Below are 21,977 nucleotides of genomic sequence, written 5' to 3'. Positions count from 1 at the left end.
TCCGGAGCCAGTTGTGGTGGCTCCAGTCTAGGCGCTGGAATTGCCAAGTGTGGTTTCGAGCGCATCGAGTACCGCCTGAATCACACCGTGCCGCACATGCTCTTTTCGCTCGATCATGCCGACGGCGCGCACGGGCGTCTGCGGCGGCATGGGCAGCACGCGCAGGGCCGGATCGCTCTCCCAGCTCGCGCGGCGAAGGCGCGGCACCAGCGTGACCCCCACCTGCTGACGCACCAGCTCGACAATCGCCTCGATTGAATTGACCTCGATGAACTCGTTGACCGCCATGTGTGTCTTGCGCAGGGCGCGGTCGATGAGCGCGCCGGTGCGCACCGCGCGGTCGAAACGCAAAAACGGATGGGTGCGCAGAACTTCCTCTGCGCGGCCGCGCGTATGGCGGCCCGCCACCACCACCAGCGGCTCGGTATAGAGCGGATGCCACGCAAGGTTGGCAGGCAGGCGCTCCAGATGTTCGACCACCAGCGCGCCATCCAGCTCGCCGGCTTCCACCTGCTCCGCCAGTTCACCCGATTTGCCGGTGATGAGCTTGACGTCCAGCCCCTTGTGCACCTGCTTGAGCCCCGCCACCGCATGTGCCAGCGACCCCATCACCGAGACCACCGCGCCAATCGCCACGGCGCCGGACAACTCCGTCTGCGGTTCGTCGCCGATGCGCATGGCGTCGTACAGGCCCAGCAGGTGTTCGGCTTGGGGCAGCAGCGCTCGGCCATGGGCGTTCAGCGTGACAGTGCGCCCCGACCGGTCGAACAGATCGCGGCGCAGTTCGGTTTCGAGCGCACGCATCTGCAGGCTCACCGCGGCCTGCGTCAGCGCAACGCGCTCGGCGGCGGCGGCAAACGAGCCATGGCGTGCCACGGCAACAAAGGTGCGGAGGAAGCGAACGGTACTCACAGCAAGGCGCGGCAAACTCTCAAGTTTTTCTTAAGCTGCATCCAATGAATTTTAACTTTATTAAATCCAGCGCACCGCAAATAATCATTCGTCAAACATTCCCGCTTGAGCACCATGTCCTCCCACCGCTTCGATTGGCAAAACCCGTATCCCACCGTTCGCATTCCGCTGTTTGCGCGCAACGTTGTCTCCACGTCCCACCCACTGGCCGCGCAAGCCGGACTGCGCATGCTGCTCGCGGGCGGTAGCGCCGTGGATGCGGCCATCGCGGCGGCGGCCATGCTCACCGTGGTCGAGCCCGTCTCGTGCGGCCTCGGCAGCGATGCATTCGCAATCTTGTGGGACGGCAAGGCGCTGCACGGCCTGAACGCCTCCGGCACCGCGCCGCAAGCCTGGAACCTCGACTACTTCCGCAACAAGTACGGCGAAGACGCCAACGGCAACCCCAAGCGCCCCACGCGCGGCTGGGATGCGGTAACCGTGCCGGGCGCAGTCTCCGCCTGGGCCGCATTGCACGAGCGCTTCGGCAAGCTGCCGTTTGCCGATGTGCTGGAACCTGCCGCCGAGATTGCCGAGCGCGGCCACACCATCGCGCCCATCGTTGCGCACAAGTGGGCAGCGGCCATTCCCGAGCTGCACAGCCAGCCGGGCTACGCGCAGGCCTTCATGCCGCACGGCCGCGCGCCGGAAGTGGGCGAGAAGTTCAAGCTGCCCGATGCCGCTGCCACGCTGCGCCGCCTCGGCCAGACCAACGGCCGCGATTTCTACGAAGGCGAACTCGCTGAACGTATTGCCGCGTACTCGCGCGAATGCGGCGGCGGCATGACCGCACAAGACCTGCGCGACTACCGGCCCGAGTGGGTCAAGCCGATCACCAAGCGCTATCGCGGCTACGACCTGCACGAGATTCCGCCGAATGGCCAGGGCATCGCCGCGCTCATCGCGCTGGGCATTCTCGACCGCTTCGACCTCGGCGCCCTGCCCGTCGACTCGGCTGATTCGCAGCATCTGCAGATTGAAGCGATGAAGCTGGCGTTTGCCGATCTGTACAAATACGTGGCCGATCCGCGCTCGATGGAAGTCACGCCCGAGCAGATGCTCGACGACGCGTACCTCGATGCACGCGCCAAGCTCATCGACATGGGCCGCGCGCAGATGCCAACCTTCGGCATGCCGCGCGCCGGCGGCACGGTGTACCTGACCGCCGCCGATGAGAACGGCATGATGGTCTCGTTCATCCAGTCCAACTACATGGGCTTCGGCTCGGGCGTGGTGGTGCCAGGCACGGGCATCAGCCTGCAGAACCGCGGCTTCGGATTCTCGATGGATGCGCGCTCGGCCAACGTGGTGGAAGGCGGCAAGCGGCCGTTCCACACCATCATCCCGGCGTTCCTGACCAAGGACGGCCAGCCGCAGATGAGCTTTGGCGTGATGGGCGGCGACATGCAGCCTCAGGGCCACCTGCAGACGCTTGTGCGCATGCTCGATTACAAGCAGCAGCCGCAGGCCGCATGCGATGCACCGCGCTGGAAGGTCAACCGTGATTTCACGCTGGACGTGGAAGGGACGATGAACGCCAAGACCGTCGCTGCGCTGGAAGCGCGCGGGCACAAGCTTGAATCGGTGGCCGATCCGTACATGGATTTCGGCTCCGGCCAGTTCATCTGGCGCCTGTCGAACGACGCCGACCACGGTTACGTGGCTGCCAGCGACAGCCGCCGAGACGGCCACGCAGTGGGCTTCTAAAGAAGGCCCGCCGCACCAGCGCGCTGACCTGTCGGACCGGGCGGGCAACGCGCTGCAGTCTCTATAAAAACGATCCCGGCCGGCACCAAAGGAACCCTCACCATGACCGCCCCCTCTGCGGCAGGCTCTGCTGCACCCGCTCGTCCTGCACCAACGAGTACAGCGCACGCGCGCCGCATCGTCATTTCGTCGTCGATCGGCAATGCGCTGGAGTGGTACGACTTTCTCGTCTACGGCTTCTTCGCGTCCATCATCGGCAAGCTCTTCTTTCCGGCCGATGACGAATGGGTCTCGCTGCTGTTTGCGGTGGGCAGCTTTGGCGTGTCGTTCATCACGCGGCCGGTGGGCGCGATCGTGCTCGGCATGTATGCCGACAAGAAGGGGCGCAAGGCGGCACTCACGCTGTCGATCCTGCTGATGATTGTCGGCACGCTGGTGATTGCCGTGATGCCGAGCTACCAGCAGATTGGCATCGTGGCGCCCGTCACCATCCTGCTTGCACGCCTGGTGCAGGGTTTTGCGGTGGGTGGGGAATTCGGCAGCGCGACGGCCTTCATGGTGGAGCACAGCCCGCGCGGGCGCGGGTACTACGCAAGCTGGCAATTCGCCAGCCAGGGCATTGCCACCATTCTTGCGGCTGGGCTGGGGGCGCTGCTCACGGCATCGCTTACGCAAGCGGACCTGGAGGGCTGGGGCTGGCGGCTGCCGTTCATCTTTGGTCTGCTGGTCGGCCCAGTGGGTTTCTACATCCGCCGCCATCTGGACGAGACGCCCGAGTTCGTTGCCGAGCAGAAGAAGACGACGGTCGACCCGCAAGCTTCCTTCAAAGCGCAGTGGATCAACTTGCTGCTTGCGGTGGGCGTGGTGGCGCAATCGACTGTGTCGGTGTACGTGCTGCAGCTCTACATGCCCACGTACGCCGTCAAGCAGTTGCACCTGCCGGCGGCGCAGTCGTTCGCGGTGGTCGTGCTCAATGGCGGGCTGCAGTTCCTGCTCTCGCCGGTGATGGGCGCGCTGTCGGATCGCATTGGCCGCATCCGCATCATGCTCACCACGTCGGTGCTGATGATGCTGCTGATCTATCCGATGTTTGCGCTGTTGCGCGTATATCCGACCATCGGCGCGCTGCTGGCCCTGCAAGCCGCGTCGGGCATCTTCAAGGCCGCATATTCGGGCCCGATGCCGGCGCTGATGTCGGAGATCTTTCCCACGCGCGTGCGCTCGACCGGCCTGTCGCTCGGCTACAGCCTGGGCGTGACGCTGTTCGGCGGGTTCGCGCCGTTTATCGTCACGTGGCTGATCCATACCACCGGCGATACGCTGGCGCCGAGCTACTACGTGTTGACCGCGGCTGCGGTGAGCGGCATCTCGCTGACGATCATCGCGCTGCGTCGTCGCAGGCAAGCGCACGCTGGCTGAGCATTTACGCTTTCTTTACGCGGCGTCACGCCCCTTTTTCACGCTTTTTACGAGCGAATCGATACGGTGTCGTCATGTTCAACGACATGGCGACGCAGGCCGTCGCCACCCCATCATGGCGCGATCGATGCTCCTGTCTTCGCTGGTTCCGCAGTTGCTGCCACCCTCGCCGGCGGCGATGCCTCGCGCGGTTGCCATGCCGGCAAGCCGACACGTGTGCCTGCGCGTGACGGTGCCCGGCGATGCGCCGCACGCGATTCGCCGGCAGTTGCACGCGCTGCTCGGCGACACGCTTGGGCTGTACATCGTCCGGCATGACGCTCGCCGCAAGGCAATCACCGTTGATTTGGAACTGGCCCATGCAGATGTGGATGCGGTAATCAGCGCGCTGCTGCGTGGCTTGCCCTGTGCCATGCTGGGCAGAATTACGCCGCTGTGCATGTCGCACAAACGCGCGATCGCGTCGCTGCACTGAGGCGCGCCATGTTCTCGGGAATCTGGATTCCGCTGGTCACACCGTTTCATCGCGATCGCGTCGACACCACCGCGCTGCGCCGATTGGTGTGCCATTACCAAAGCGCCGGTGTGTCGGGTTTCGTTGCACTCGGCACGACAGGCGAAGCCGCGCTGCTCTCGCAAATCGAGCGCTATACCGTGCTGGAAGCCATCGCCGACGCTTGCGGCGATCGCACGCCCTTCCTGATAGGCGTGGGCGCGGCGGACACGCGCGAAGTCTGCGCGCAAATCCGACACTACGAGCGTTGGAACAGCGCGGGCTACCTGGTGCCGCCGCCTTACTACGTCTGCCCGTCGCAGGCGGGATTGCGCTGGCATTACGCACAAGTCGCCGACAGCACGACCCGCCCGCTGGTGCTCTACAACGTGCCCAAGCGCACGGGCGTCTCGATCGCGCCGCAGACCGCGCTGGTGCTGGCAGAGCAGCCCAACATCGTCGCCATCAAGGAATGTGTGGCCGAGCATTTCGGCGCGTTGCAAGGCGGGCCGCTGGATGTGCTGAGCGGGGATGACAGCGCGCTGCTCGAATGCCTGGCACATGGCGGCACGGGAGGCATCCTGGCCGGCGCGCATCTGCGGCCTGAGCTATTCGTGGCACTGGTTGCGCACCATCGCGCGGGTCGCATCGACGAAGCCCGGCGGTTGGCCGACGCCCTCGCGCCGTTGGCGGCGCTGCTGTTTGCGGAGCCAAACCCGGCGCCGGTCAAGACGTTGTTGTCTGCGCAGGGAAGCATTGGCGCAGATACGCGCGCGCCGATCCTGCCGCTGTCAGAATCGCTGCACCGGCGCCTGATGACAGCGATGCACACACTGGAAAACGTCGAAGCAGATTGCCTGCTGCGACTGGCCTAGATACCGAGAAGGCCGATCAGGCGCCCTTGTACCAGGCCGCGTTGAACGGCGCGCCATGGCGCATGTAACGCGTACCGCGATGATGACGACGTGCGTTGGCGGATGCCGGCGCGTCGTTGTCTTCCAGCGTCTCGCGTTCGGCGACCGTGCGCGCGCGCGGCGGCGGCACTTGCGAGTACACGCGTTGCTCCATCCGGTCACGCGCTGCCGCAACGCGGTCGGGCGATGCGGGTTGCGTAGCCGCTTCCGTGGGTGCAGATGCGGCGGTCGGCGCCGGCGTCGCTGCGTTGGCAGGCCCGGCGGCCATGGCAACGCTCATCGCATCGCCGGCCTGCGCGGCCGTCGGCGTGCGGCTGGCGAGGCTCTTCACCCAGGGCGCGTGGTACATCCCGACGTAAATCGCCCCCGTCACAGCAATCAACGCGGCTGCAACGCTGCTGAATGCGCCGCCGACTACGGCACCCGACACGCGCTCCCACCACGGCTTGCGCTCTGCGGCGGCCTGCTCCACATCCGACACCTCGGTCGGGTCAACATGGGTGGCAGCCAGATGCGACGGCTCCGTGGCGTCTGGCGGTTGAGCAGTGATCGAAGCAGGCAAGCGCATGGTGAGAACTCGAGATCATGGATCGGCAGCGTCGTCTTCTGCCGAACGTTATTCGGAAACCGCCGCATGTCACCTGTGTGACAGCCGGACGGAGGATGAGCAGCCTTGGTTAGCAAGTTTCCTGCCGGGGATGGTGCGGTGCCACAAATTGCCGCCAAGCCTTGTCAATCCTGGCCCCGGCTTTTCGCACAGACGATTCGGCAGCGCGGCGGCATGCCCGTACATACGCACAGCAGGTAGACTTTGCAAAGTTTACCGGGTGTGACGCCCGGACCGACCCTGCCCTACTAGCCTTACAGGCCTATCAAGGAGAACACCGTGCGTTGGGATGACATGCGCGAAAGCAATAACGTCGAGGATGAGCGCGCGTCTTCGGGCGGCGGCTTCGGTGGCGGCGGCATGCGGCTGGGCATCGGCGGCATCGCGATCGTGGCCGTTGTGGGCTTGCTGATGGGCAAGAACCCGCTGGAAATCCTCAGCATGGTGATGCAGGTGTCGCAGAACGCGCCGACGCAATCCGCGCCGCACAGCCCTGCCCGGCCCGCCGGAGAAACCGACAACGACCGCAGCAAACAATTGGTCTCGCATGTGTTGGGCGACACCGAAGACACCTGGACGCAACTGTTCAAGCAAGCCGGCCGTGCGTATCAGCCGCCCAAGCTCGTGCTGTTCCGCCAGGGCATCCGCTCAGGCTGCGGCGACGCCACTTCGGCCGTCGGTCCGTTCTATTGCCCGGCCGACACCAAGGTCTACCTCGACCTCGGCTTCTTCGATGAGTTGCGCCGCAAGTTTGGCGCCCCGGGCGACTTTGCCGCCGCGTACGTCGTCGCGCACGAGGTGGGGCACCACGTGCAAAACCTGCTGGGCGTGTCGGAGAAGGTCAGCCGCGCGCAGGCCGGCAAATCGCAGGCTGGGGCGAATGCGCTGTCGGTCAAGCTGGAGCTGCAGGCCGATTGCCTTGCCGGCGTGTGGGGCCACTTTGCGCAGCAACGCGGTCTGCTTGAGCGCGGCGATCTGGAGCAAGCGCTCACTGCCGCGCACGCCATCGGCGACGACACGCTGCAGCGCAACGCGGGCCGCAGCGTCACGCCCGATGCCTTTACGCACGGTACGTCAGAGCAGCGCATGCACTGGTTCCGCCAGGGCTTCGATGGCGGCGACCTTCGCCAGTGCGATACCTTCCGCTCCGGAGCGAATGCCTGATCGCCGATCAGCGCCCACCCGAGCAATCCAGCAGCGCGCCCGTCACGTAAGACGCCGCATCGGAGAGCAGCCAGACGATGGTCTCGGCCACTTCCTGCGGCGTGCCGGGCCGGCCGATCGGCGTAGCGCCGCCCAGGCGCTGCGCGCGGTCGGGCTGGCCGCCTGAGGCGTGGATATCGGTCTCGATCAAGCCGGGGCGCACGGCATTGACGCGCACGCCATCGCGCCCGAGTTCACGCGCCAGCCCCAGCGTCATGGTGTCGACGGCACCCTTTGAGGCGGCGTAGTCGACATACTCGTGCGGTGACCCCAGTCGCGAGGCCGCCGACGACACGTTCACCACCGAACCGCCCACGCCGCCGCGCGACGTCGACAGCCGCCGCGCCGCCTCGCGTGCTACCAGAAAGGCACCCAGCACATTCGTCTCGAACATCGTGCGCAGCCGGTGCGTGGTCATGTCGGCCACATCCTGAGCCTCGGCCACGATACCGGCGTTGTTGACCACGCCATGCAGCGCGCCAAAGCGCCCCGCCGCTGCCTCGAATAGCGCAATCACGTCTTCATCGCTCGACACATCGCCCTGCACCGCCAGCGCATGGCCGCCGGCCTGTTCGATCAGCCCCACCGTCTCTTCCGCTGCCTGCCGGTTGCCGCGATATTGCAGCGCGACAGACCAGCCGCGTTGCGCACACAGCACCGCCGTGGCGCGACCGATACCCCGGCTCCCGCCGGTAATGACGATGGTCTTGGACATGCCGATCTCCCGATGCGTTGTTGTGTGCGCAATTGTGCCGAGATGCCGAGTTTTTGGCATGGAGGGACTTGTCCGAATCCGGCGAACCCATGCGACCCGACAGGGCTAGACTAGCCGCCAGGTTCCCCGATCACCACCATGCATCTCGACCACAACGCCTGCTACCACGCCGTGCAATCGCGCGACCGTCGCTTTGACGGCTGGTTCTTCGTCGGTGTGACATCCACCGGCGTATATTGCCGCCCCGTTTGCGCGGTTCGCACGCCGCTGGAAAAGAACTGCCGCTTCTTCACCACGGCAGCCGCTGCGGAGCGCGCGGGCTTTCGGCCGTGCCTGCGCTGCCGGCCGGAACTGGCGCCGGGGCACAGCTTGGCCGAGATGTCGTCGAGCCTCGCGCGCGCCGCCGCCCGCATGATCGACGAAGGCTTTCTGCAAGAGCACGACCTGACCGCGCTGGCTGCAGCCGTGGGCGTGACCGACCGCCACTTGCGCCGCATCTTCCGCGCCGAGTTCGACGTCTCACCGATCGAGTACGCGCAAACGCAGCGCCTGCTGCTTGCCAAACAGCTGCTGACCGATACCGCCATGCCCGTCGGCGATGTCGCCTTTGCGGCCGGCTTCGGGAGCGTGCGCAGGCTGAACAGCGGCTTTACCGAGCACTACGGCTTTGCGCCCACGCGCCTGCGCTCGCGCACGACGGCACCGCGCGCCGAAGACGGCCCCACGCTCATGCTGGGCTACCGTCCGCCGTTTGCGTGGCAGGCATTGCTCGAATTCTTGCGGGCACGAGCGGTCGACGGCGTCGAAGTGGTCGACGCCGACAGCTACGCACGCACGATTACCGTCGACTACGCCGGCGCGCGGCACATCGGCTGGCTTCACGCGCGCAATGTGCCGCAACGCCACGCGGTGGCGCTCACGCTGTCGCCCAGCCTGCTGCATGCCATGCCGCCCGTGCTGGCCCGCGCGCGGCGGCTGTTCGACCTCGATTGCCGGCCCGATCTGGTGGACGCGCACCTCGGCACGCTTGCTGCGGAAACGCCTGGCCTGCGCGTGCCGGGCGCTGTCGACGGCTTCGAGATTGCCGTGCGCGCCATCGCCGGGCAGGTCATTTCGCTGGCGCAGGCGCGACGCATTCTCGGACGCATGACTGCCACGTATGGCATGCCGTTGCCGCAATCGCGCGAAGGGTTGTCGATGGCGTTTCCGAGCGCTGCCGCACTGGCAAACATTGATGCGCAAGCGTTGGCCGCGCAGACGGGTCTGCAAGCCAGCCGCGCCACCGCCGTCGTAGAAGTCGCCCGCGCCATCGACGGTGGGGGCCTGCGGCTCGAACCGCTGGTGCCGCTCGCCCCCACGCTGGCTGCCTTGCAAGCGCTGCCTGGTGTCGGCGAATGGACAGCGCAATACGTCGCCATGCGCGCACTGGGCTGGCCGAACGCATTTCCGCTGGGCGATTACGTCCTGCGCAAGCGCCTCGCCAACGGAGACGGCGCACTGCCCACGCGCCGGGCCATGGTCGAGCGCGCCGAACCGTGGGCGCCGTGGCGCGCGTATGCGGCCATGCATCTCTGGCACCGCGAGGATGCGCTCACCCCGCTTGTATCGAGTTGACGAACTGACGAATCGACCGCCATGTACCGCCACACCTTTGCCTGCCCGCTCGGCGATCTGTTGTTGACCGCCACCGACACCCACCTGACCGGCGCGTTCTTTCCCGGCCAGAAGACGATTCCGCTGAATGCCGCGCGCATGTCGCCGGGCGCGGACATCCCGGTCATCCGCGAGGCACAGGCGCAGTTCACCGCCTACTTTGCCGGGAAGCTCCACGACTTCGATCTGCCGATGGCCCCCGAGGGCACACCGTTTCAGCAAGACGTCTGGCGCCTGCTGTGCGACATCGCGTTCGGGGGCCGTACCACCTACGGCCAGATCACAGCGCGCCTGGGGCTCACGCGCGAACATGCGCGCGCGGTGGGCACAGCCGTGGGGCGTAACCCGATATCCATCGCCATCCCGTGCCACCGCGTGGTCGGCGCGGATGGGGCGCTCACAGGCTATGCCGGCGGCTTGCCACGCAAGGCCGCGCTACTGCGGCTCGAAGGTCATCCCGCGCGGGTTGGCGAACGCCTGTCCATGGCCGACGATCGCCAAGGCACGCTAGCACTTCTGCCTGCATAAAACGCAAATCGCGCGGACAATGCGCGCACGCCGCCCCACAACGATAACGAGCCCCCTTCATGCGCCGCTCCGATGTGCTTGAACTTCTCACGCTGGCTGCCCTATGGGGCGGCTCCTTCCTGTTCATGCGCGTGGCAGCGCCGCCTTTCGGGCCCGTTGCGCTCATTGCGCTGCGCGTGGCGATTGCCTCGTGCTTCCTCGTCCCGATACTGACCTTGCGCGGCGGCATGGGGGCGCTGCGCGCGCATTGGCCGCATCTGCTGGCCGTGGGCGTGCTGAACTCGGCCATCCCGTTCTGTCTGTTCGCCTATGCCGAACTCACCCTCACGGCGGGCTTCACCTCGGTGCTCAATGCGGCGGCCCCGTTGTTTGCGGCCATCGTCGCGTTCACATGGCTGGGCGAGCGGATGTCGTCGCTGCGCGTGCTTGGATTGGCGATCGGCTTCATCGGCGTCATCGTGCTGGTGGGCGGGTCGTCTGTCATCGACGCAAAACAAGGCGGCATGGCGGTAGCCGCAGCGCTGTCGGCCACCGTGCTGTACGGCGTGGCCAGCAGCTACACCAAGCGCTTCCTGACCGGCGTGCCGCCCTTGGCCGTGGCGACCGGCAGCCAATTGGCCGCCGCCATCGTGCTCGCACCGCTGGCCTATTGGCTGTGGCCCGCGCACACGCCCACCGGCAGCGTGTGGCTGCATGTCATCGCCTTGGGTATCGCATGCACGGGCGTCGCCTACATCCTCTTCTTCCGCCTTGTCGCGCACGTAGGGCCGACGCGCGCAGTGTCGGTCACCTTTTTGATTCCGGTGTTTGGCGTGCTGTGGGGCATCCTGTTTCTGGGCGAGCAGCTGACGCTCAACATGGTGATCGGCTGCGCGGTGATCCTGCTCGGCACGTCGCTGTCGACCGGCGTGTTCGCACCAGGGAAAAAGGCTCCTGCAAGTGCGGCGGCCGCAGGAAAGGATCAGGATTCGCTTTTGCGTTCCGGCCGCTGAGTAGCCGCGTTGATCGTGCCCCGGGTGGCCGGGGCACTGCCCGGATCGATCAAAACCCGCTTGAAGCCGGCGCTTAAATTCGTATTTGAATCCGTGAACAATGCGGTTATGTCACCTCCGGCCGCACACGGCGAAGGACTTTTCCGCCAATTCGTGCAGCGCGGCAAAGTGCTGGCACTGTCGCGATAAATCGCCGATTTGTAATGAATACCTTGCCACCTGGGTGCCTCTGAAATTTATTCAATGGCGCCAGCATTGGCTCTCTGGCTAGATTTAAAAAATCTGCAAAACTGAAGTAGACGCCTGAAACATCGACCAACGCGCACTCGATCTTAACAATCCGATAATCCGATTTGAGAAACTTGCATCATCGAAATCGGATTTCCGTACGCGTTGCGCAGATTTTCTTTGTTATGCTCGCCCTCGGTCGATGAGGGGCGTGCAAGGGAATGGCATATTTGCTGCAAAGCAGCCGAATTCCCAATTGCCGGCGGGTTATCCGCTGCACAGCCGACTAAGCACGCTCCATCAAATACGTTGGATACGCGCATGCTGGACGTCTACCTGAATAAGCACCTGATCGGTCAGCTATCGTGCGGCCGCAGCGGTTGGGCGTTCGAATACGATTCTCGCTGGCAGACTTCGTCGCAGGGCTTTGATCTGAGCCCCCACCTGCCGCGCACCGCCGGCAATATCGCCGACACGGCAAAAGCCCAGCCGGTGCGCCACTTCTTTGAATACCTGCTGCCCGAACCGGCACGCAACACGCCCAAGGCAGCTGCCGCGGCACTGGAACATCTGGCGCAAGCGGCGCCGCATCTGGATGGCCCGCTGGCCCTGGTGCCCATCGGCCTCAAGCCATGCAGCGGCCGCGCCGACGGGCTGTCCGAACGCGATCTCGTGCTGCAGTTCCAGCAAACCATCGGACGCCCGCCCCGCAGCACGCCACTGCGCGTGGTTGAACCTCGCGCGCGCTACGGCACCGATGCTGCCGCGACGTCCGAAGAAATCAGCCTGCCCTTCCTGGCTTCGAATGGCCTGCCGGTGTCGATGTGGCTCGGGCGGTTTTCTGCGCCGGCCAATGCCGCGCAGTCGAGCCACTTCGTGCGGCTGGATCTGGGCGAAGGCGCGCACTTGCCGTACGCCACCATCAACCACTGCTGGGCGACGCTATTGGGCCGCAGCATCGGGCTGGACACACCGTTCATCGGTCTGCGCCAGTTTCCCGAAACGGCCGCCGTGGTACAGCGCCTTGATCGTACCCTGCGCTGCAAGAGCGACGATACGGCGCTGGTGCAGGCACGCTATGTCGTCTCGGCAGTGCAACTGCTGGGGCTCTCACCCCAACACCGCTTTCTGCCGATCACTGTCGAGCAGGTCGCGCAATGCGCGAGCCTGTGCGCGGATCAGGCTTCCGCCACGGCCGCGCTGTTCCGCTGGATGGTGTTCTGCCTGCTGATCGGCGGACGCAATGCATCAGCTGGCACACTGCATTTCCACATCGGTGCGGACGGCATCCGCCTTGCGGCGCACGATCACCTTTTCTGTGCGGCGGTTTACGCCAACGAATGGAATGCCGATGAACTGTCGCCGGACGCACAAGCCCGCTATGAGGCCATCGACCAGGACGCGCTGCTCGCCCTGGCCGATCACCTCGGCTACGACGCCAGCCAGGCGCGCCGCGAATTGCTGCGGCTGATCAGTATGCTGGCGCCGCAGTCCTCATTCGTGGCGACGCATCTGTCACAGGCGCTCGGGCATTCGCCGACACGCGCGGCGGAGATCGATTTCCTCGCGCGCATTCACCGGCATGTGTCCGAGACGGCACGGCGACTGGGCGGCAAGACCGCCGAAGTCTGAAACTCAAGCGCGAGGCTGGCGCCGCCAACAAACTTAGAGCGCGGCCAGGCTGACCGTGCCATAGCGGGCGTAGCCGTGCGCGGCCAGCGTATCCATGGCCTCAGCCTCGGCGCGGGCAAATGTCAGTGCGAGCGTATCGGGGCTTCCTGCCCCGCTGGCGAAGGCCTGGTAGGCCGCGAACGCCTCGCGCGGCGACACACCACTGCGTTCAAGCACCCGCTGCGCGGCTTCCAGCGCCGCACGAATCGCCGTCTCCCCGGGCGGGGCATCGCGAAACGCTAGCTGTAGACAAGACGTCGTCGGATTCATCCGCGTTTCGATGTTCGATTCACTGGAACAGCACACCTGACCCAGTCTAGGAAAGCGCCTACCGAGTGCCAAGCGTGGCGCTTGCCCTTGAGCGTGTTTCCACCCAACGCGAATGATCGACTTGGGGATGCCCCCGGGTGCACATGCCATGAATCGCGTTGCATAATCGAATCGATTGACGAAGCAACGACTTTGTCGGCGCCACCATAACGACAGGAGACATCCATGATCAAGCCCCCCATCCGGTTGAAACGTACTGCGCTCGCTTTGCTGCTGGCCAGTGCAGCCCTGCCCACGTTCGCGCAGATTCCGTTCAGCCCTGGCGGCGCGTCATCCGCAACTGCGCAACCTGCGGCGGCCACGGCCGGCGGGATCGACGTGGCGCAGATCAAACCGGCGGTGGACGCGGCGGTCAATGCCGAATACGGTCAGCTCGACCTGCTCTACAAAGACATCCACGCGCATCCGGAACTGGCGTTCCAGGAAACACGCACCGCGGCCACGCTGGCAGCGCAGATGCGCAAGATCGGCTTTGACGTGACGGAGCACGTGGGCAAGACCGGCGTGGTGGCGGTCTATCGCAATGGCGCCGGCCCGACGATCCTGGTGCGCACCGAACTCGACGCGCTGCCGATGGAAGAGAAAACCGGCCTGCCCTACGCCAGCCACGTCCACACGAAATGGCGCGGCGAAGACGTGGGCGTGGCGCATAGCTGCGGGCACGACGTGCACATGGCGTCGTGGGTCGGCACCGCCAAGACGCTGGTGTCGCTCAAGGACCGCTGGCACGGCACGCTGGTGTTCGTCGCGCAACCTGCCGAGGAAACCGTGACGGGCGCGCAGAGCATGATCGACGACGGCTTCTTCAAGCGCTTTCCCAAGCCCGACTATGCGTTTGCGCTGCATACGGGCCCGGGGCCGTACGGTTCGATCGTCTTCAACAGCGGTCCGATCACGTCCAACTCCGACGGGCTGGAGATTACGTTCAAAGGCCGCGGCGGCCATGGCTCCGCGCCCGACAAGACCATCGACCCGGTGATGATGGCGGCGCGCTTCGTGGTCGATCTGCAAAGCGTGATCAGCCGAGAGAAAGATCCGCAGGAATTTGGCGTGGTGAGCATCGGCGCCATCCAGGGCGGCAGCGCCGAGAACATCATCCCCGACAGCGTTCTGCTGCGCGGCACGATCCGTTCATACAAGCCGGCGGTGCGCCAGAAGATGCTCGATGGCATCCGCCGCACGGCCAAGGCCGTCACCGAGATGTCGGGTGCGCCGGACGCCGACATCAAGATCACCGAGGGCGGCAAGGCGGTCAACAACGACCCGACCGTGGTCGCGCGCACCGAGGCGATGTTCAAGACCGCCTTTGGCAACGACCGCGTACTGCGCGTGCCGCCCATCACGGCCAGCGAAGATTTCTCGGCGTTTGTTGACGCAGGCATCCCGTCAATGTTCTTCTTCATCGGCGTGAATGATCCGCAGACGTTCTTTGCCTCGCTCAAGCCGGGGGCCAAGCCGCTGCCGACCAATCATTCACCGCTGTTCGCGCCCGTGCCGGAACCGTCCATCAAGACGGGTGTGACGGCAATGTCGCTGGCGGTGCTCAATGCGCTGCAATGGAACAAGGCGTCGGGCCAGTAAGCCGGCGTTAATGCGGGCGCGGCCGGCCCTGCTGGCTGGACGGCCGCGCTTTTGACTTTTCAGGAGGGGATTCCATGTTCAACCGTTTCATCCGCGCAGGCGCCCTGCTGCTGTGCGCCTGCGCCGCGGCACCCGCCCTGGCGCAAACCACGCAAGCCACCAACCGTCTCGACGAGATCATCGCGCGTGGCACCTTGCGCGTCGGCACCACCGGCGACTACAAGCCCTTCACCTACAAGAACCCCGCCGATGGCCACTTTATCGGCCTGGACGTCGAGATGGGCGAGCGCCTGGCCAAGGCACTCGGCGTGAAGCTGGAAATCGTGCCCACCACGTGGTCGACGCTGATGCAGGACTTTGCCGCTGACCGCTACGACATCGCCATGAGCGGTGTGTCGGTCACGCTGGAGCGGCAAAAGAAGGCGTTCTATTCGATCCCGTATCAGCGCGATGGCAAGACGCCGATCACGCGTTGCGAGAACCAGACGAAATACCAGACGCTGGCGCAGATCGACCAGCCGAATGTGCGCGCGGTGGTCAACCCGGGCGGCACCAACGAGAAATTCGCGCGCGAGCATCTGAAGCAGGCGCAGATTCGCGTGTATCCGGACAACGTGACGATCTTCAACGAGATCGTCGCTGGCCGCGCAGACCTGATGATGACCGACGCGGTCGAAACCAAGCTGCAGCAGAAGCTGCACCCGGAGCTGTGCGCCGTGCACCCGGAAGCGCCGTTCGATTTCTCCGAGAAGGCTTACCTGCTGCCGCGCGACGTGGTGTTCAAGAACTTCGTCGACCAGTGGCTGCGGCAGACCACCGAAAGCGGTGAGTTCGCCAAGCGCTTTGATGCGTGGCTGGCGTATCCGTGGAATGCGCCGGCCAAGTAAGCGGTTAGGCAGGGCTAGGCCGCCGCGGCGCGCCTAGCTGCAGGAAGCCGAGATGATGCCGTGGAAGTGCGCGCCTTGCAGCGTCGTGCGGCGCTCAGGCGAAAGCCGCCGGCAAGCTTAGTGGAGGCTGGCCGGATCGCCGTGTTGCAGGGCCAGCGCGTCGCGCAGCAGCGCGTCGGTCATGTCGCGGCCCAGAAGCGCGGGGTCGAAGCGCGCGGAGAAACGCGTCGAGCAGGACTCCACCTGCAACACCACCTGGCCCGGCGGCAGCAGTTCGATGTCGACGTGGATGACCTCGTCGTCTTCGGTAAAGGAATGCAGCAGCGTGAGTGCTCGGTAGCCGTCGGCGCGTTCCACGGCGGTTTCCGTCCAGGATGGCGCCAGCAGCGCGCAGTTCACCAGCGTTTCGGGCTCGTCAGGGCGATACAGGTGCAGGCCCATCATGGTCGAAGCGGCGTCGGCCACGCCGGACCATTCGGCTGCGGGAATGAGGTCGCCCAGCAGGCGGATGTCGTCGACGGCGGCGTCGGTCTGCACAAAGGCGGCGCCCAGGAAAAACGCGGTCTCATCGCGGAAACCACCCGCCACGGTGTTGCGCCACAGGCGGTGGCTGCTCTTGCTGCCAAGCGCCACTTGCGACAGCACCTTGGCCGCACGCGCACCGTCTGCGCCCGACCACTGGTCTACCGCGCCATGCGAGAACAGGCGATCGGCCATCACAAGGCCCACGCCTTTGGGCAGCACGCGCTCTTCCAGCCAGTTGGCCAGGACATGCACACCGCTGAACGGCATGTCCGGACGCCCGATCGCATGTGCGCGCACGCGGCCGTTTTCCGGCACGTGGAACGGCATGGCAAACAGCCTCGCCTGATAAGCGACGCCGTCAATCTCAAAACGGGCGATGGAAGCGGTGGTGATGGACATGATGACCTTCCTGCTGCAAGGGGCGGAAAACGCCGCCCGTACCTGCATCAACGACCATCCACGCCGAATGTTTAGCCGCCACTTGGGGGGCTGGGGGGAGGGAAATCCCCCTGTCTGTAATGCGCCGCAACAATCGGGGCGCATCCAGACAGGAATTTTTTGCCGCGCCAGCCGTCACACCTTCGCATTAAGGGTTATCCCGCATCACACATTTGCATGTCAATTCAATGACTTATGTGCAGATTGCGGTGCTTGAAGGGTCACAATTGTTCTTCTTTTTTGAACAAAGAGTTTAATAGAACTGCTTTTTTACCCTTCGAGCAACGACTAAGCTTATGCCATCGCGTTACCGCACTGCAGCGAAACTGCCCTGCGGCAATGCTCACCCCCCTGTAGTGGAGTCCATCATGAAGACCAAGAACCTGATTCTCGCCTCGCTGATCGCTGTTGCCGCTGTTCCCGCCTTCGCTGCCGGCGTGCAACGCCAAGACCCGTACACCAACGGCCAAGCCGTGACCAAGGCTGATCCGTATACCGACGGCGCCCGCAAGGCTGACGTCTACACCGACGGCGCTGTGCGCAAGGCTGACCCGTACACCGATGGCGCGCTGCGCAAGGCCGATCCGTACACCGACGGCGCCCTGGTCGGCAAGGCTGACCCGTTCAGCGACGGTCAATAAGTCGTCCATCCGCTGTCCGCATCACCCGTATCACTCTCCCTCCCCGATGCCAGGTGCCCCAGTAGGCACCGGCACCGGCTTACCGAGGCGGCCGTTTGGCCGCTTTTTTTTTGCCTACACCCGCAGAGTTCACCTTGCGAGCCCGGACTTTTCCTCCCTCAAGGCCCCGGGCGCGCGTCCGATAAAAGAGAATGCATCCATTGGCGGGCCGCCTTCCCTTGGACCCGTTGCGCAAAACGTGCCTCGCCACGGACTGATCTCTGAATATCAACATGCGCAAGCGCATCGCCATCGAACACCTGCGGGTGGGCATGTACCTCGACGAATTTGTCGGCTCGTGGCTCGACCACCCGTTCTGGCGGGCCCGTTTTCGCGTGGAAGACGCCACCCAATTGCAGCGGCTGCGTGCCAGCGGCGTACGTGAGGTGTGGATCGACACCACGCGCGGCACCGACGTGGCCGCCGCCAATGCGGCACCTCCGGCGCCCGAAGTCCCGGCACCGCCCGCCTGCTCGGCCGACGCCAACATCGCGCCCCGCCCCATCACGTATGCGGAAGAAATGCGCCGCGCCGCCCGCCTCATCAGCAAGGCCGAGGTGGCCGTGCAGGCCATGTTTGCCGACGCGCGCATGGGCCGCACGATCGAAGCGCGCGACGCACTGCCGTTGGTGGAAGCCATTTCCGGCTCGGTCGACCGGCACCCCAGCGCACTGACCAGCCTCGTGCGCCTGAAAACGAAAGACCGCTACACCTTTCTGCATTCCGTGGCCGTGTGCGCGCTGATGGTGTCGCTGGGCCGCCAGTTGGGACTATCCGATGACGAAGTCCGCGACGCCGGCCTGGCCGGCCTGCTGCATGACATCGGCAAGATCGCGATTCCGCCCGAGGTGTTGAACAAGCCCGGCGCGCTGACCGATGCTGAATTCCGCCACGTGATCGTCCACCCGCAGGCAGGACACGACATCCTGGCCGGCGACAGCAGCATGCGCGACATCGCGCTCGACGTCTGCCTGCACCACCACGAGCGCATGGACGGCACCGGCTATCCGCACAAGCTCGCGGGCGAAGGCATCTCGCTGTTTGCGCGCATGGGCGCCATCTGCGACGTGTACGACGCGGTCACGTCCGACCGCCCGTACAAGAAAGCGTGGGAAGCCGCCTACGCGGTGCAGCGCATGGTCGAATGGCGCGGCAACCATTTCGACCCGATGGTGTTCAACGCGTTTGTCAAAAGCGTGGGCATCTATCCGGTAGGCTCGCTGGTCCGGCTGCGTTCGGGCCGGCTGGCGGTGGTCATGCAGCATGCGCCGGGCGCACTGCTCACGCCCACGGTCAAGGTATTCTTCTCAATATCGTCGGGCACGCGGATTGCGCCCGAACTCATCGATCTGGCGCAGACCGGCGACCAGATCGTCTCGCGAGAAGAACCCCGCGACTGGGGCCTGACCGACCTCAACGAACTTTGGATACACGGCGACTGATCCGTAGTCCCTTTCTGTGGCGCTTGCTGGCATGGCTTGCGCTGGGTTGGCTGACGTGCAGCGCATCGGCCTTCGCCGAACAACCACTGCGGATCGGCTCCAAACGCTTCACCGAGTCGTACGTGCTGGGCGAGATCCTCACGCAGACCGCAGCCCCGCACGGCCCCGCCGAACACGTACCGGGCCTGGGCAACACCGCCATCGTCTTTGCCGCGCTCAAGAACGGAAGCATCGACGTCTACCCGGACTACCTCGGCACCATCGCCGCTGAAATCCTGCACTTGCCTGCCGAGCAGGCTGCCAACCCCGATCAGGCCGCGCTGCTGGCGGACGTGAACCGTGGCCTAGCGCCGATGGGCCTGGCGGCCGGCGTGCCACTCGGCTTTGAAGACACCTACGCGCTTGCCATGCGCAACGCCGATGCCGAACGCGAGCACATCCGCACGCTAGCCGATCTAGCGACGCACCCGGCGCTGCGGCTTGGCCTGTCGCACGAATTTCTCGGCCGCGCCGATGGCTGGCCGGCCATTGCGCAGCACTACAAGCTGCCGCAACACCCGACGGGCCTCGACCACGGCGTCGCCTACGACGCGCTGCGCGCCAGCCAGGTCGACGTAATCGACATCTACTCCACCGACGCCAAGATCCGCCGCGAACATCTGCGTGTGCTCGACGACCCTGCGCACGTCTTCCCGCGCTACGACGCCGTGCTGCTCTACCGCGCCGACGTTCCGCAACGGCACCCGGCACAATGGCAGGCCATCAGCGCACTCGCTGGGCGCATCCAGCGCGACGATATGGTGGCGATGAATGCGGCGGTCGAACTCGAAGGCCAGTCGTTCTCGCAAGCCGCGCTGCAGTTTCTCGCCGGGCATGGCAGCACGCCAGCCGCTACCCCGGCTCATGCATTCTTCACCCGGCTGACGGACGGCCTTGGGCGGCTCACGCAACGGCATCTGATGCTGGTGGGTATTTCGACTGGCATTGCCGTGCTGCTCGGCGTGCCGCTGGGTCTCGTGGCCGCGCGTCGCCGGATCAAGCAGCCGATCCTTGCCGTCGTGGGCGTGCTGCAGACGATTCCGTCGCTGGCCTTGCTCGCGATGCTCATCCCAATCGTCGGGTCGATTGGCGTGGTGCCGGCGCTGATCGCGCTGGCGGTCTATGCGCTGTTGCCCATCGTGCGCAATACCATTGTCGGATTGGAACAGGTGCCCGATGGCTTGCGCGATGCGGCATTGGCGCTGGGGCTCACACCGTCGCAACGCACGCGCGTGGTGGATCTGCCGCTGGCGCTGCCGGTCATCCTGGCCGGCGTCAAAACCGCCGCGGTCATCAGCGTGGGTACGGCGACCATCGCGGCGTTCATCGGTGCCGGCGGCTATGGCGAACGCATCGCCACGGGGCTCGCACTCAACGACAGTGCAACGCTGCTCGCGGGCGCCATCCCTGCCGCAGTGCTGGCGCTGCTCGTGCAGGGGGCGTTCGAGGTGGTCGAATGGTGGCTGCGCCGACACGGCAGCGACACCCCGCTGCACTGACGAGCGCGCGCGTGGGCGTTCCATTACCATCGCGGTCATTCCAGCCGCCTTGCACACCCCGCTTATGACCACGCTTCCGTTTTCCACCGCCCTGCTCGTCGCTGCGGCCGGCGTCTATGCCGGCGCCCAGAATGCCCTCGCGGGCGGCGGGTCGTTCATCACGTTTCCGGCCTTGCTGCTGGCGGGGCTCAACCCGCTGGGCGCCAACATGACTTCGACGATCGCGCTGTTCCCCAGCCAGATCACCTCATCGATTGCCGGGCGCAAACTGGCCGGCGGCGTCGATGCTGGCGAACATCACCTCTCGCTCAAGCAACTCATCGTCATCAGTCTGGTGGGCGGCGTGCTTGGCGCGCTGTTGCTGCTGGCGACGCCGCCGTCGTTCTTTGCCAAGCTGGTGCCGTATCTCGTGCTGTTTGCGACCAGCGTGTTTGCGTGGGGCAGCTTCCGCCGCAAGCCGTTGCACGCGACATCCGGCATTTCGACCACCGCGCTGGCGACCGCGCAGTTTGCGATTGCCATTTACGGGGGCTACTTCGGCGGCGGGATCGGCTTCCTGATGCTCGCGGCGCTGACTGTGGCCGGCCAGCAGGTGCGCATGGCGGGTGCGACCAAGAACGTGCTCGCCATGACGATGAATGCATCCGCCGTGGCGGTGTTTGCTTTTTCGCCGCAGGTCAACTGGGCAGCCGTGGTGGCGCTGGGCATCGGCGGCATCGCGGGCGGATTTGCCGGCGCGTGGCTACTGCACCGGTTGCCGGAAAAAGTGCTGCGCGGCTTCGTCGTCATCGTCGGCATCATCCTGACGGTCTGGCTGTTCATGCGGGCCTGAAAGCGGCATCCGACCTTGCTTGACAGCGTTTGTCCGACAGACGGTTCAGTCAACGTCTACTGTCTGCCGGTTTGCCGCTTTCCTATTGTGACGTTTGGGACGCGCGCCAGGATGGCACGCCGCATGCGTGTCATGGAGTCCGCCCCGTTTCACAACAAGGAGAACGAGCATGCAAGCACGCAAGATGTCGAGTCTGGCCGCGGCGATCGCCGTGGCCGCCTGTGCGTGGATCGGCGCGGCGCCCGCGCAGGCCCAGCAGAAGGATCACAGCGCAGTGACGGGCGTCGACAGCCAAATGGAGGGCCCACGCACCCAGGTTCAGCGCAACGCCGATGCCGCTGCCAATCCCGGCTATCACAACAACGCCACCGGCGCGCAACCCGAAGCCACGCCCGGCACGCTCAAACAGAAAGTCCATCGTGCGCATATGAAGACCGACAAGTGGGTCGACAAGCACGTCACGCACCGCCATGGCAAGGCCAAGGCGACGACGGAATCGTCGTCGGACCGTGCATTCTGGTCACATCGCGCCAACCAGTGCGATTCACTGGTGGGTGAAGCGCAGCGCGTCTGCCGCGAACGCCGCTCGGAAGCTGGCGGCAGCATGCAATAACCGTATCTGCCCATGAAAAAAGCCGACGTT

21 protein-coding genes are annotated in these 21,977 nt (G+C 65.3%); 16 read left to right on the top strand and 5 right to left on the bottom strand.

The window, feature by feature from the left end:
• Positions 1–27: 27 nt before the first annotated feature.
• Positions 28–912, bottom strand: a complete 885-nt coding sequence (locus tag M1D44_RS02765; RefSeq protein WP_045202747.1) for a LysR family transcriptional regulator — start codon at positions 910–912, stop codon at positions 28–30.
• Positions 913–1,026: 114 nt separating this feature from the next.
• Between M1D44_RS02765 and M1D44_RS02760 the strand changes: the two genes are divergently transcribed.
• From M1D44_RS02760 to dapA, 4 genes are all read left to right on the top strand, one after another.
• Positions 1,027–2,658, top strand: coding sequence for a gamma-glutamyltransferase family protein (locus tag M1D44_RS02760; protein ID WP_316853088.1), 1,632 nt, complete (start codon positions 1,027–1,029; stop codon positions 2,656–2,658).
• Positions 2,659–2,760: 102 nt separating this feature from the next.
• Positions 2,761–4,077, top strand: coding sequence for an MFS transporter (locus M1D44_RS02755; RefSeq protein ID WP_316853087.1), 1,317 nt, complete (start codon positions 2,761–2,763; stop codon positions 4,075–4,077).
• 127 nt (positions 4,078–4,204) lie between these two features.
• Complete coding sequence (locus M1D44_RS02750) at positions 4,205–4,552, top strand: hypothetical protein (protein ID WP_112184307.1); 348 nt, start codon at positions 4,205–4,207, stop codon at positions 4,550–4,552.
• A gap of 8 nt (positions 4,553–4,560) precedes the next feature.
• On the top strand, positions 4,561–5,445 hold the full coding sequence (dapA, locus tag M1D44_RS02745) for a 4-hydroxy-tetrahydrodipicolinate synthase (RefSeq protein ID WP_316853086.1): 885 nt from the start codon (positions 4,561–4,563) through the stop codon (positions 5,443–5,445).
• A 16-nt stretch (positions 5,446–5,461) separates the two neighbouring features.
• Here the strand turns inward: dapA and M1D44_RS02740 are convergent, their stop codons facing one another.
• The gene (locus tag M1D44_RS02740; protein ID WP_112183856.1) at positions 5,462–6,052 is read right to left on the bottom strand and encodes a hypothetical protein; all 591 of its coding nucleotides are present in this window, start codon (positions 6,050–6,052) and stop codon (positions 5,462–5,464) included.
• A 318-nt stretch (positions 6,053–6,370) separates the two neighbouring features.
• Between M1D44_RS02740 and ypfJ the strand changes: the two genes are divergently transcribed.
• On the top strand, positions 6,371–7,255 hold the full coding sequence (gene ypfJ / locus M1D44_RS02735) for a KPN_02809 family neutral zinc metallopeptidase (protein ID WP_024974934.1): 885 nt from the start codon (positions 6,371–6,373) through the stop codon (positions 7,253–7,255).
• Between the two features lie 7 nt (positions 7,256–7,262).
• Here ypfJ and M1D44_RS02730 read toward each other — a convergent pair whose 3' ends face one another.
• Positions 7,263–8,009 (bottom strand): SDR family oxidoreductase, encoded by a 747-nt coding sequence (locus M1D44_RS02730; protein WP_316684144.1) that lies wholly within the window; start codon positions 8,007–8,009, stop codon positions 7,263–7,265.
• Positions 8,010–8,147: 138 nt separating this feature from the next.
• Here M1D44_RS02730 and M1D44_RS02725 point away from each other — a divergent pair, with 138 nt between their 5' ends.
• The 4 genes from M1D44_RS02725 (at position 8,148) to M1D44_RS02710 (ending at position 13,042) form a co-directional block, all read left to right on the top strand.
• On the top strand, positions 8,148–9,623 hold the full coding sequence (locus M1D44_RS02725) for a DNA-3-methyladenine glycosylase 2 family protein (protein WP_316853085.1): 1,476 nt from the start codon (positions 8,148–8,150) through the stop codon (positions 9,621–9,623).
• Positions 9,624–9,644: 21 nt separating this feature from the next.
• Positions 9,645–10,190, top strand: coding sequence for a methylated-DNA--[protein]-cysteine S-methyltransferase (locus M1D44_RS02720; RefSeq protein WP_316853084.1), 546 nt, complete (start codon positions 9,645–9,647; stop codon positions 10,188–10,190).
• A 59-nt stretch (positions 10,191–10,249) separates the two neighbouring features.
• Positions 10,250–11,182 (top strand): DMT family transporter, encoded by a 933-nt coding sequence (locus tag M1D44_RS02715; RefSeq protein ID WP_024974930.1) that lies wholly within the window; start codon positions 10,250–10,252, stop codon positions 11,180–11,182.
• A gap of 549 nt (positions 11,183–11,731) precedes the next feature.
• Positions 11,732–13,042 (top strand): HipA N-terminal domain-containing protein, encoded by a 1,311-nt coding sequence (locus tag M1D44_RS02710; RefSeq protein ID WP_316853083.1) that lies wholly within the window; start codon positions 11,732–11,734, stop codon positions 13,040–13,042.
• Between the two features lie 33 nt (positions 13,043–13,075).
• Here the strand turns inward: M1D44_RS02710 and M1D44_RS02705 are convergent, their stop codons facing one another.
• A complete protein-coding gene (locus M1D44_RS02705; protein ID WP_024974928.1) occupies positions 13,076–13,351 on the bottom strand; it encodes a hypothetical protein in 276 nt (91 codons plus the stop codon).
• A 225-nt stretch (positions 13,352–13,576) separates the two neighbouring features.
• On the opposite strand from M1D44_RS02705, the gene M1D44_RS02700 reads away from it, so the two are divergent.
• Together M1D44_RS02700 and M1D44_RS02695 are read left to right on the top strand one after the other, a co-directional pair.
• The gene (locus M1D44_RS02700; protein WP_112183846.1) at positions 13,577–14,992 is read left to right on the top strand and encodes a M20 family metallopeptidase; all 1,416 of its coding nucleotides are present in this window, start codon (positions 13,577–13,579) and stop codon (positions 14,990–14,992) included.
• Between the two features lie 74 nt (positions 14,993–15,066).
• Positions 15,067–15,879, top strand: a complete 813-nt coding sequence (locus tag M1D44_RS02695) for a transporter substrate-binding domain-containing protein (RefSeq protein WP_316853082.1) — start codon at positions 15,067–15,069, stop codon at positions 15,877–15,879.
• A 117-nt stretch (positions 15,880–15,996) separates the two neighbouring features.
• Here M1D44_RS02695 and M1D44_RS02690 read toward each other — a convergent pair whose 3' ends face one another.
• Positions 15,997–16,803, bottom strand: a complete 807-nt coding sequence (locus M1D44_RS02690) for a hypothetical protein (RefSeq protein WP_024974925.1) — start codon at positions 16,801–16,803, stop codon at positions 15,997–15,999.
• Positions 16,804–17,210: 407 nt separating this feature from the next.
• On the opposite strand from M1D44_RS02690, the gene M1D44_RS02685 reads away from it, so the two are divergent.
• The 5 genes from M1D44_RS02685 (at position 17,211) to M1D44_RS02665 (ending at position 21,947) form a co-directional block, all read left to right on the top strand.
• Entirely contained in the window at positions 17,211–17,483 is a 273-nt protein-coding gene (locus M1D44_RS02685; protein WP_024974924.1) for a hypothetical protein, read from the top strand.
• 272 nt (positions 17,484–17,755) lie between these two features.
• On the top strand, positions 17,756–18,964 hold the full coding sequence (locus tag M1D44_RS02680) for an HD-GYP domain-containing protein (RefSeq protein WP_024974923.1): 1,209 nt from the start codon (positions 17,756–17,758) through the stop codon (positions 18,962–18,964).
• The gene (locus M1D44_RS02675) at positions 18,946–20,502 is read left to right on the top strand and encodes an ABC transporter permease/substrate-binding protein (protein WP_316853081.1); all 1,557 of its coding nucleotides are present in this window, start codon (positions 18,946–18,948) and stop codon (positions 20,500–20,502) included. The genes M1D44_RS02680 and M1D44_RS02675 overlap by 19 nt, the downstream gene beginning before the upstream one ends.
• Before the next feature lie 64 nt (positions 20,503–20,566).
• The gene (locus tag M1D44_RS02670) at positions 20,567–21,334 is read left to right on the top strand and encodes a sulfite exporter TauE/SafE family protein (RefSeq protein WP_024974921.1); all 768 of its coding nucleotides are present in this window, start codon (positions 20,567–20,569) and stop codon (positions 21,332–21,334) included.
• Positions 21,335–21,503: 169 nt separating this feature from the next.
• Positions 21,504–21,947: a hypothetical protein gene (locus tag M1D44_RS02665; protein ID WP_024974920.1), complete on the top strand. Its 444-nt coding sequence runs from the start codon at positions 21,504–21,506 to the stop codon at positions 21,945–21,947.
• Positions 21,948–21,977: the final 30 nt, after the last annotated feature.

It is taken from the genome of Ralstonia sp. SA306, assembly GCF_054792405.1.
Note: the sequence above shows the minus strand (reverse complement) of the source record. Positions and strands in the feature narration are given on the sequence as shown.

Bases quoted from the DNA above. Each gene is read 5' to 3' on its own strand.
- M1D44_RS02760 (WP_316853088.1), top strand. From the start codon at position 1,027: ATGTCCTCCCACCGCTTCGATTGGCAAAACCCGTATCCCACCGTTCGC.
- M1D44_RS02755 (WP_316853087.1), top strand. From the start codon at position 2,761: ATGACCGCCCCCTCTGCGGCAGGCTCTGCTGCACCCGCTCGTCCTGCA.
- M1D44_RS02750 (WP_112184307.1), top strand. From the start codon at position 4,205: ATGCTCCTGTCTTCGCTGGTTCCGCAGTTGCTGCCACCCTCGCCGGCG.
- dapA (WP_316853086.1), top strand. From the start codon at position 4,561: ATGTTCTCGGGAATCTGGATTCCGCTGGTCACACCGTTTCATCGCGAT.
- M1D44_RS02740 (WP_112183856.1), bottom strand. From the start codon at position 6,052: ATGCGCTTGCCTGCTTCGATCACTGCTCAACCGCCAGACGCCACGGAG.
- M1D44_RS02730 (WP_316684144.1), bottom strand. From the start codon at position 8,009: ATGTCCAAGACCATCGTCATTACCGGCGGGAGCCGGGGTATCGGTCGC.
- M1D44_RS02725 (WP_316853085.1), top strand. From the start codon at position 8,148: ATGCATCTCGACCACAACGCCTGCTACCACGCCGTGCAATCGCGCGAC.
- M1D44_RS02720 (WP_316853084.1), top strand. From the start codon at position 9,645: ATGTACCGCCACACCTTTGCCTGCCCGCTCGGCGATCTGTTGTTGACC.
- M1D44_RS02715 (WP_024974930.1), top strand. From the start codon at position 10,250: ATGCGCCGCTCCGATGTGCTTGAACTTCTCACGCTGGCTGCCCTATGG.
- M1D44_RS02710 (WP_316853083.1), top strand. From the start codon at position 11,732: ATGCTGGACGTCTACCTGAATAAGCACCTGATCGGTCAGCTATCGTGC.
- M1D44_RS02705 (WP_024974928.1), bottom strand. From the start codon at position 13,351: ATGAATCCGACGACGTCTTGTCTACAGCTAGCGTTTCGCGATGCCCCG.
- M1D44_RS02700 (WP_112183846.1), top strand. From the start codon at position 13,577: ATGATCAAGCCCCCCATCCGGTTGAAACGTACTGCGCTCGCTTTGCTG.
- M1D44_RS02695 (WP_316853082.1), top strand. From the start codon at position 15,067: ATGTTCAACCGTTTCATCCGCGCAGGCGCCCTGCTGCTGTGCGCCTGC.
- M1D44_RS02690 (WP_024974925.1), bottom strand. From the start codon at position 16,803: ATGTCCATCACCACCGCTTCCATCGCCCGTTTTGAGATTGACGGCGTC.
- M1D44_RS02685 (WP_024974924.1), top strand. From the start codon at position 17,211: ATGAAGACCAAGAACCTGATTCTCGCCTCGCTGATCGCTGTTGCCGCT.
- M1D44_RS02680 (WP_024974923.1), top strand. From the start codon at position 17,756: ATGCGCAAGCGCATCGCCATCGAACACCTGCGGGTGGGCATGTACCTC.
- M1D44_RS02670 (WP_024974921.1), top strand. From the start codon at position 20,567: ATGACCACGCTTCCGTTTTCCACCGCCCTGCTCGTCGCTGCGGCCGGC.
- M1D44_RS02665 (WP_024974920.1), top strand. From the start codon at position 21,504: ATGCAAGCACGCAAGATGTCGAGTCTGGCCGCGGCGATCGCCGTGGCC.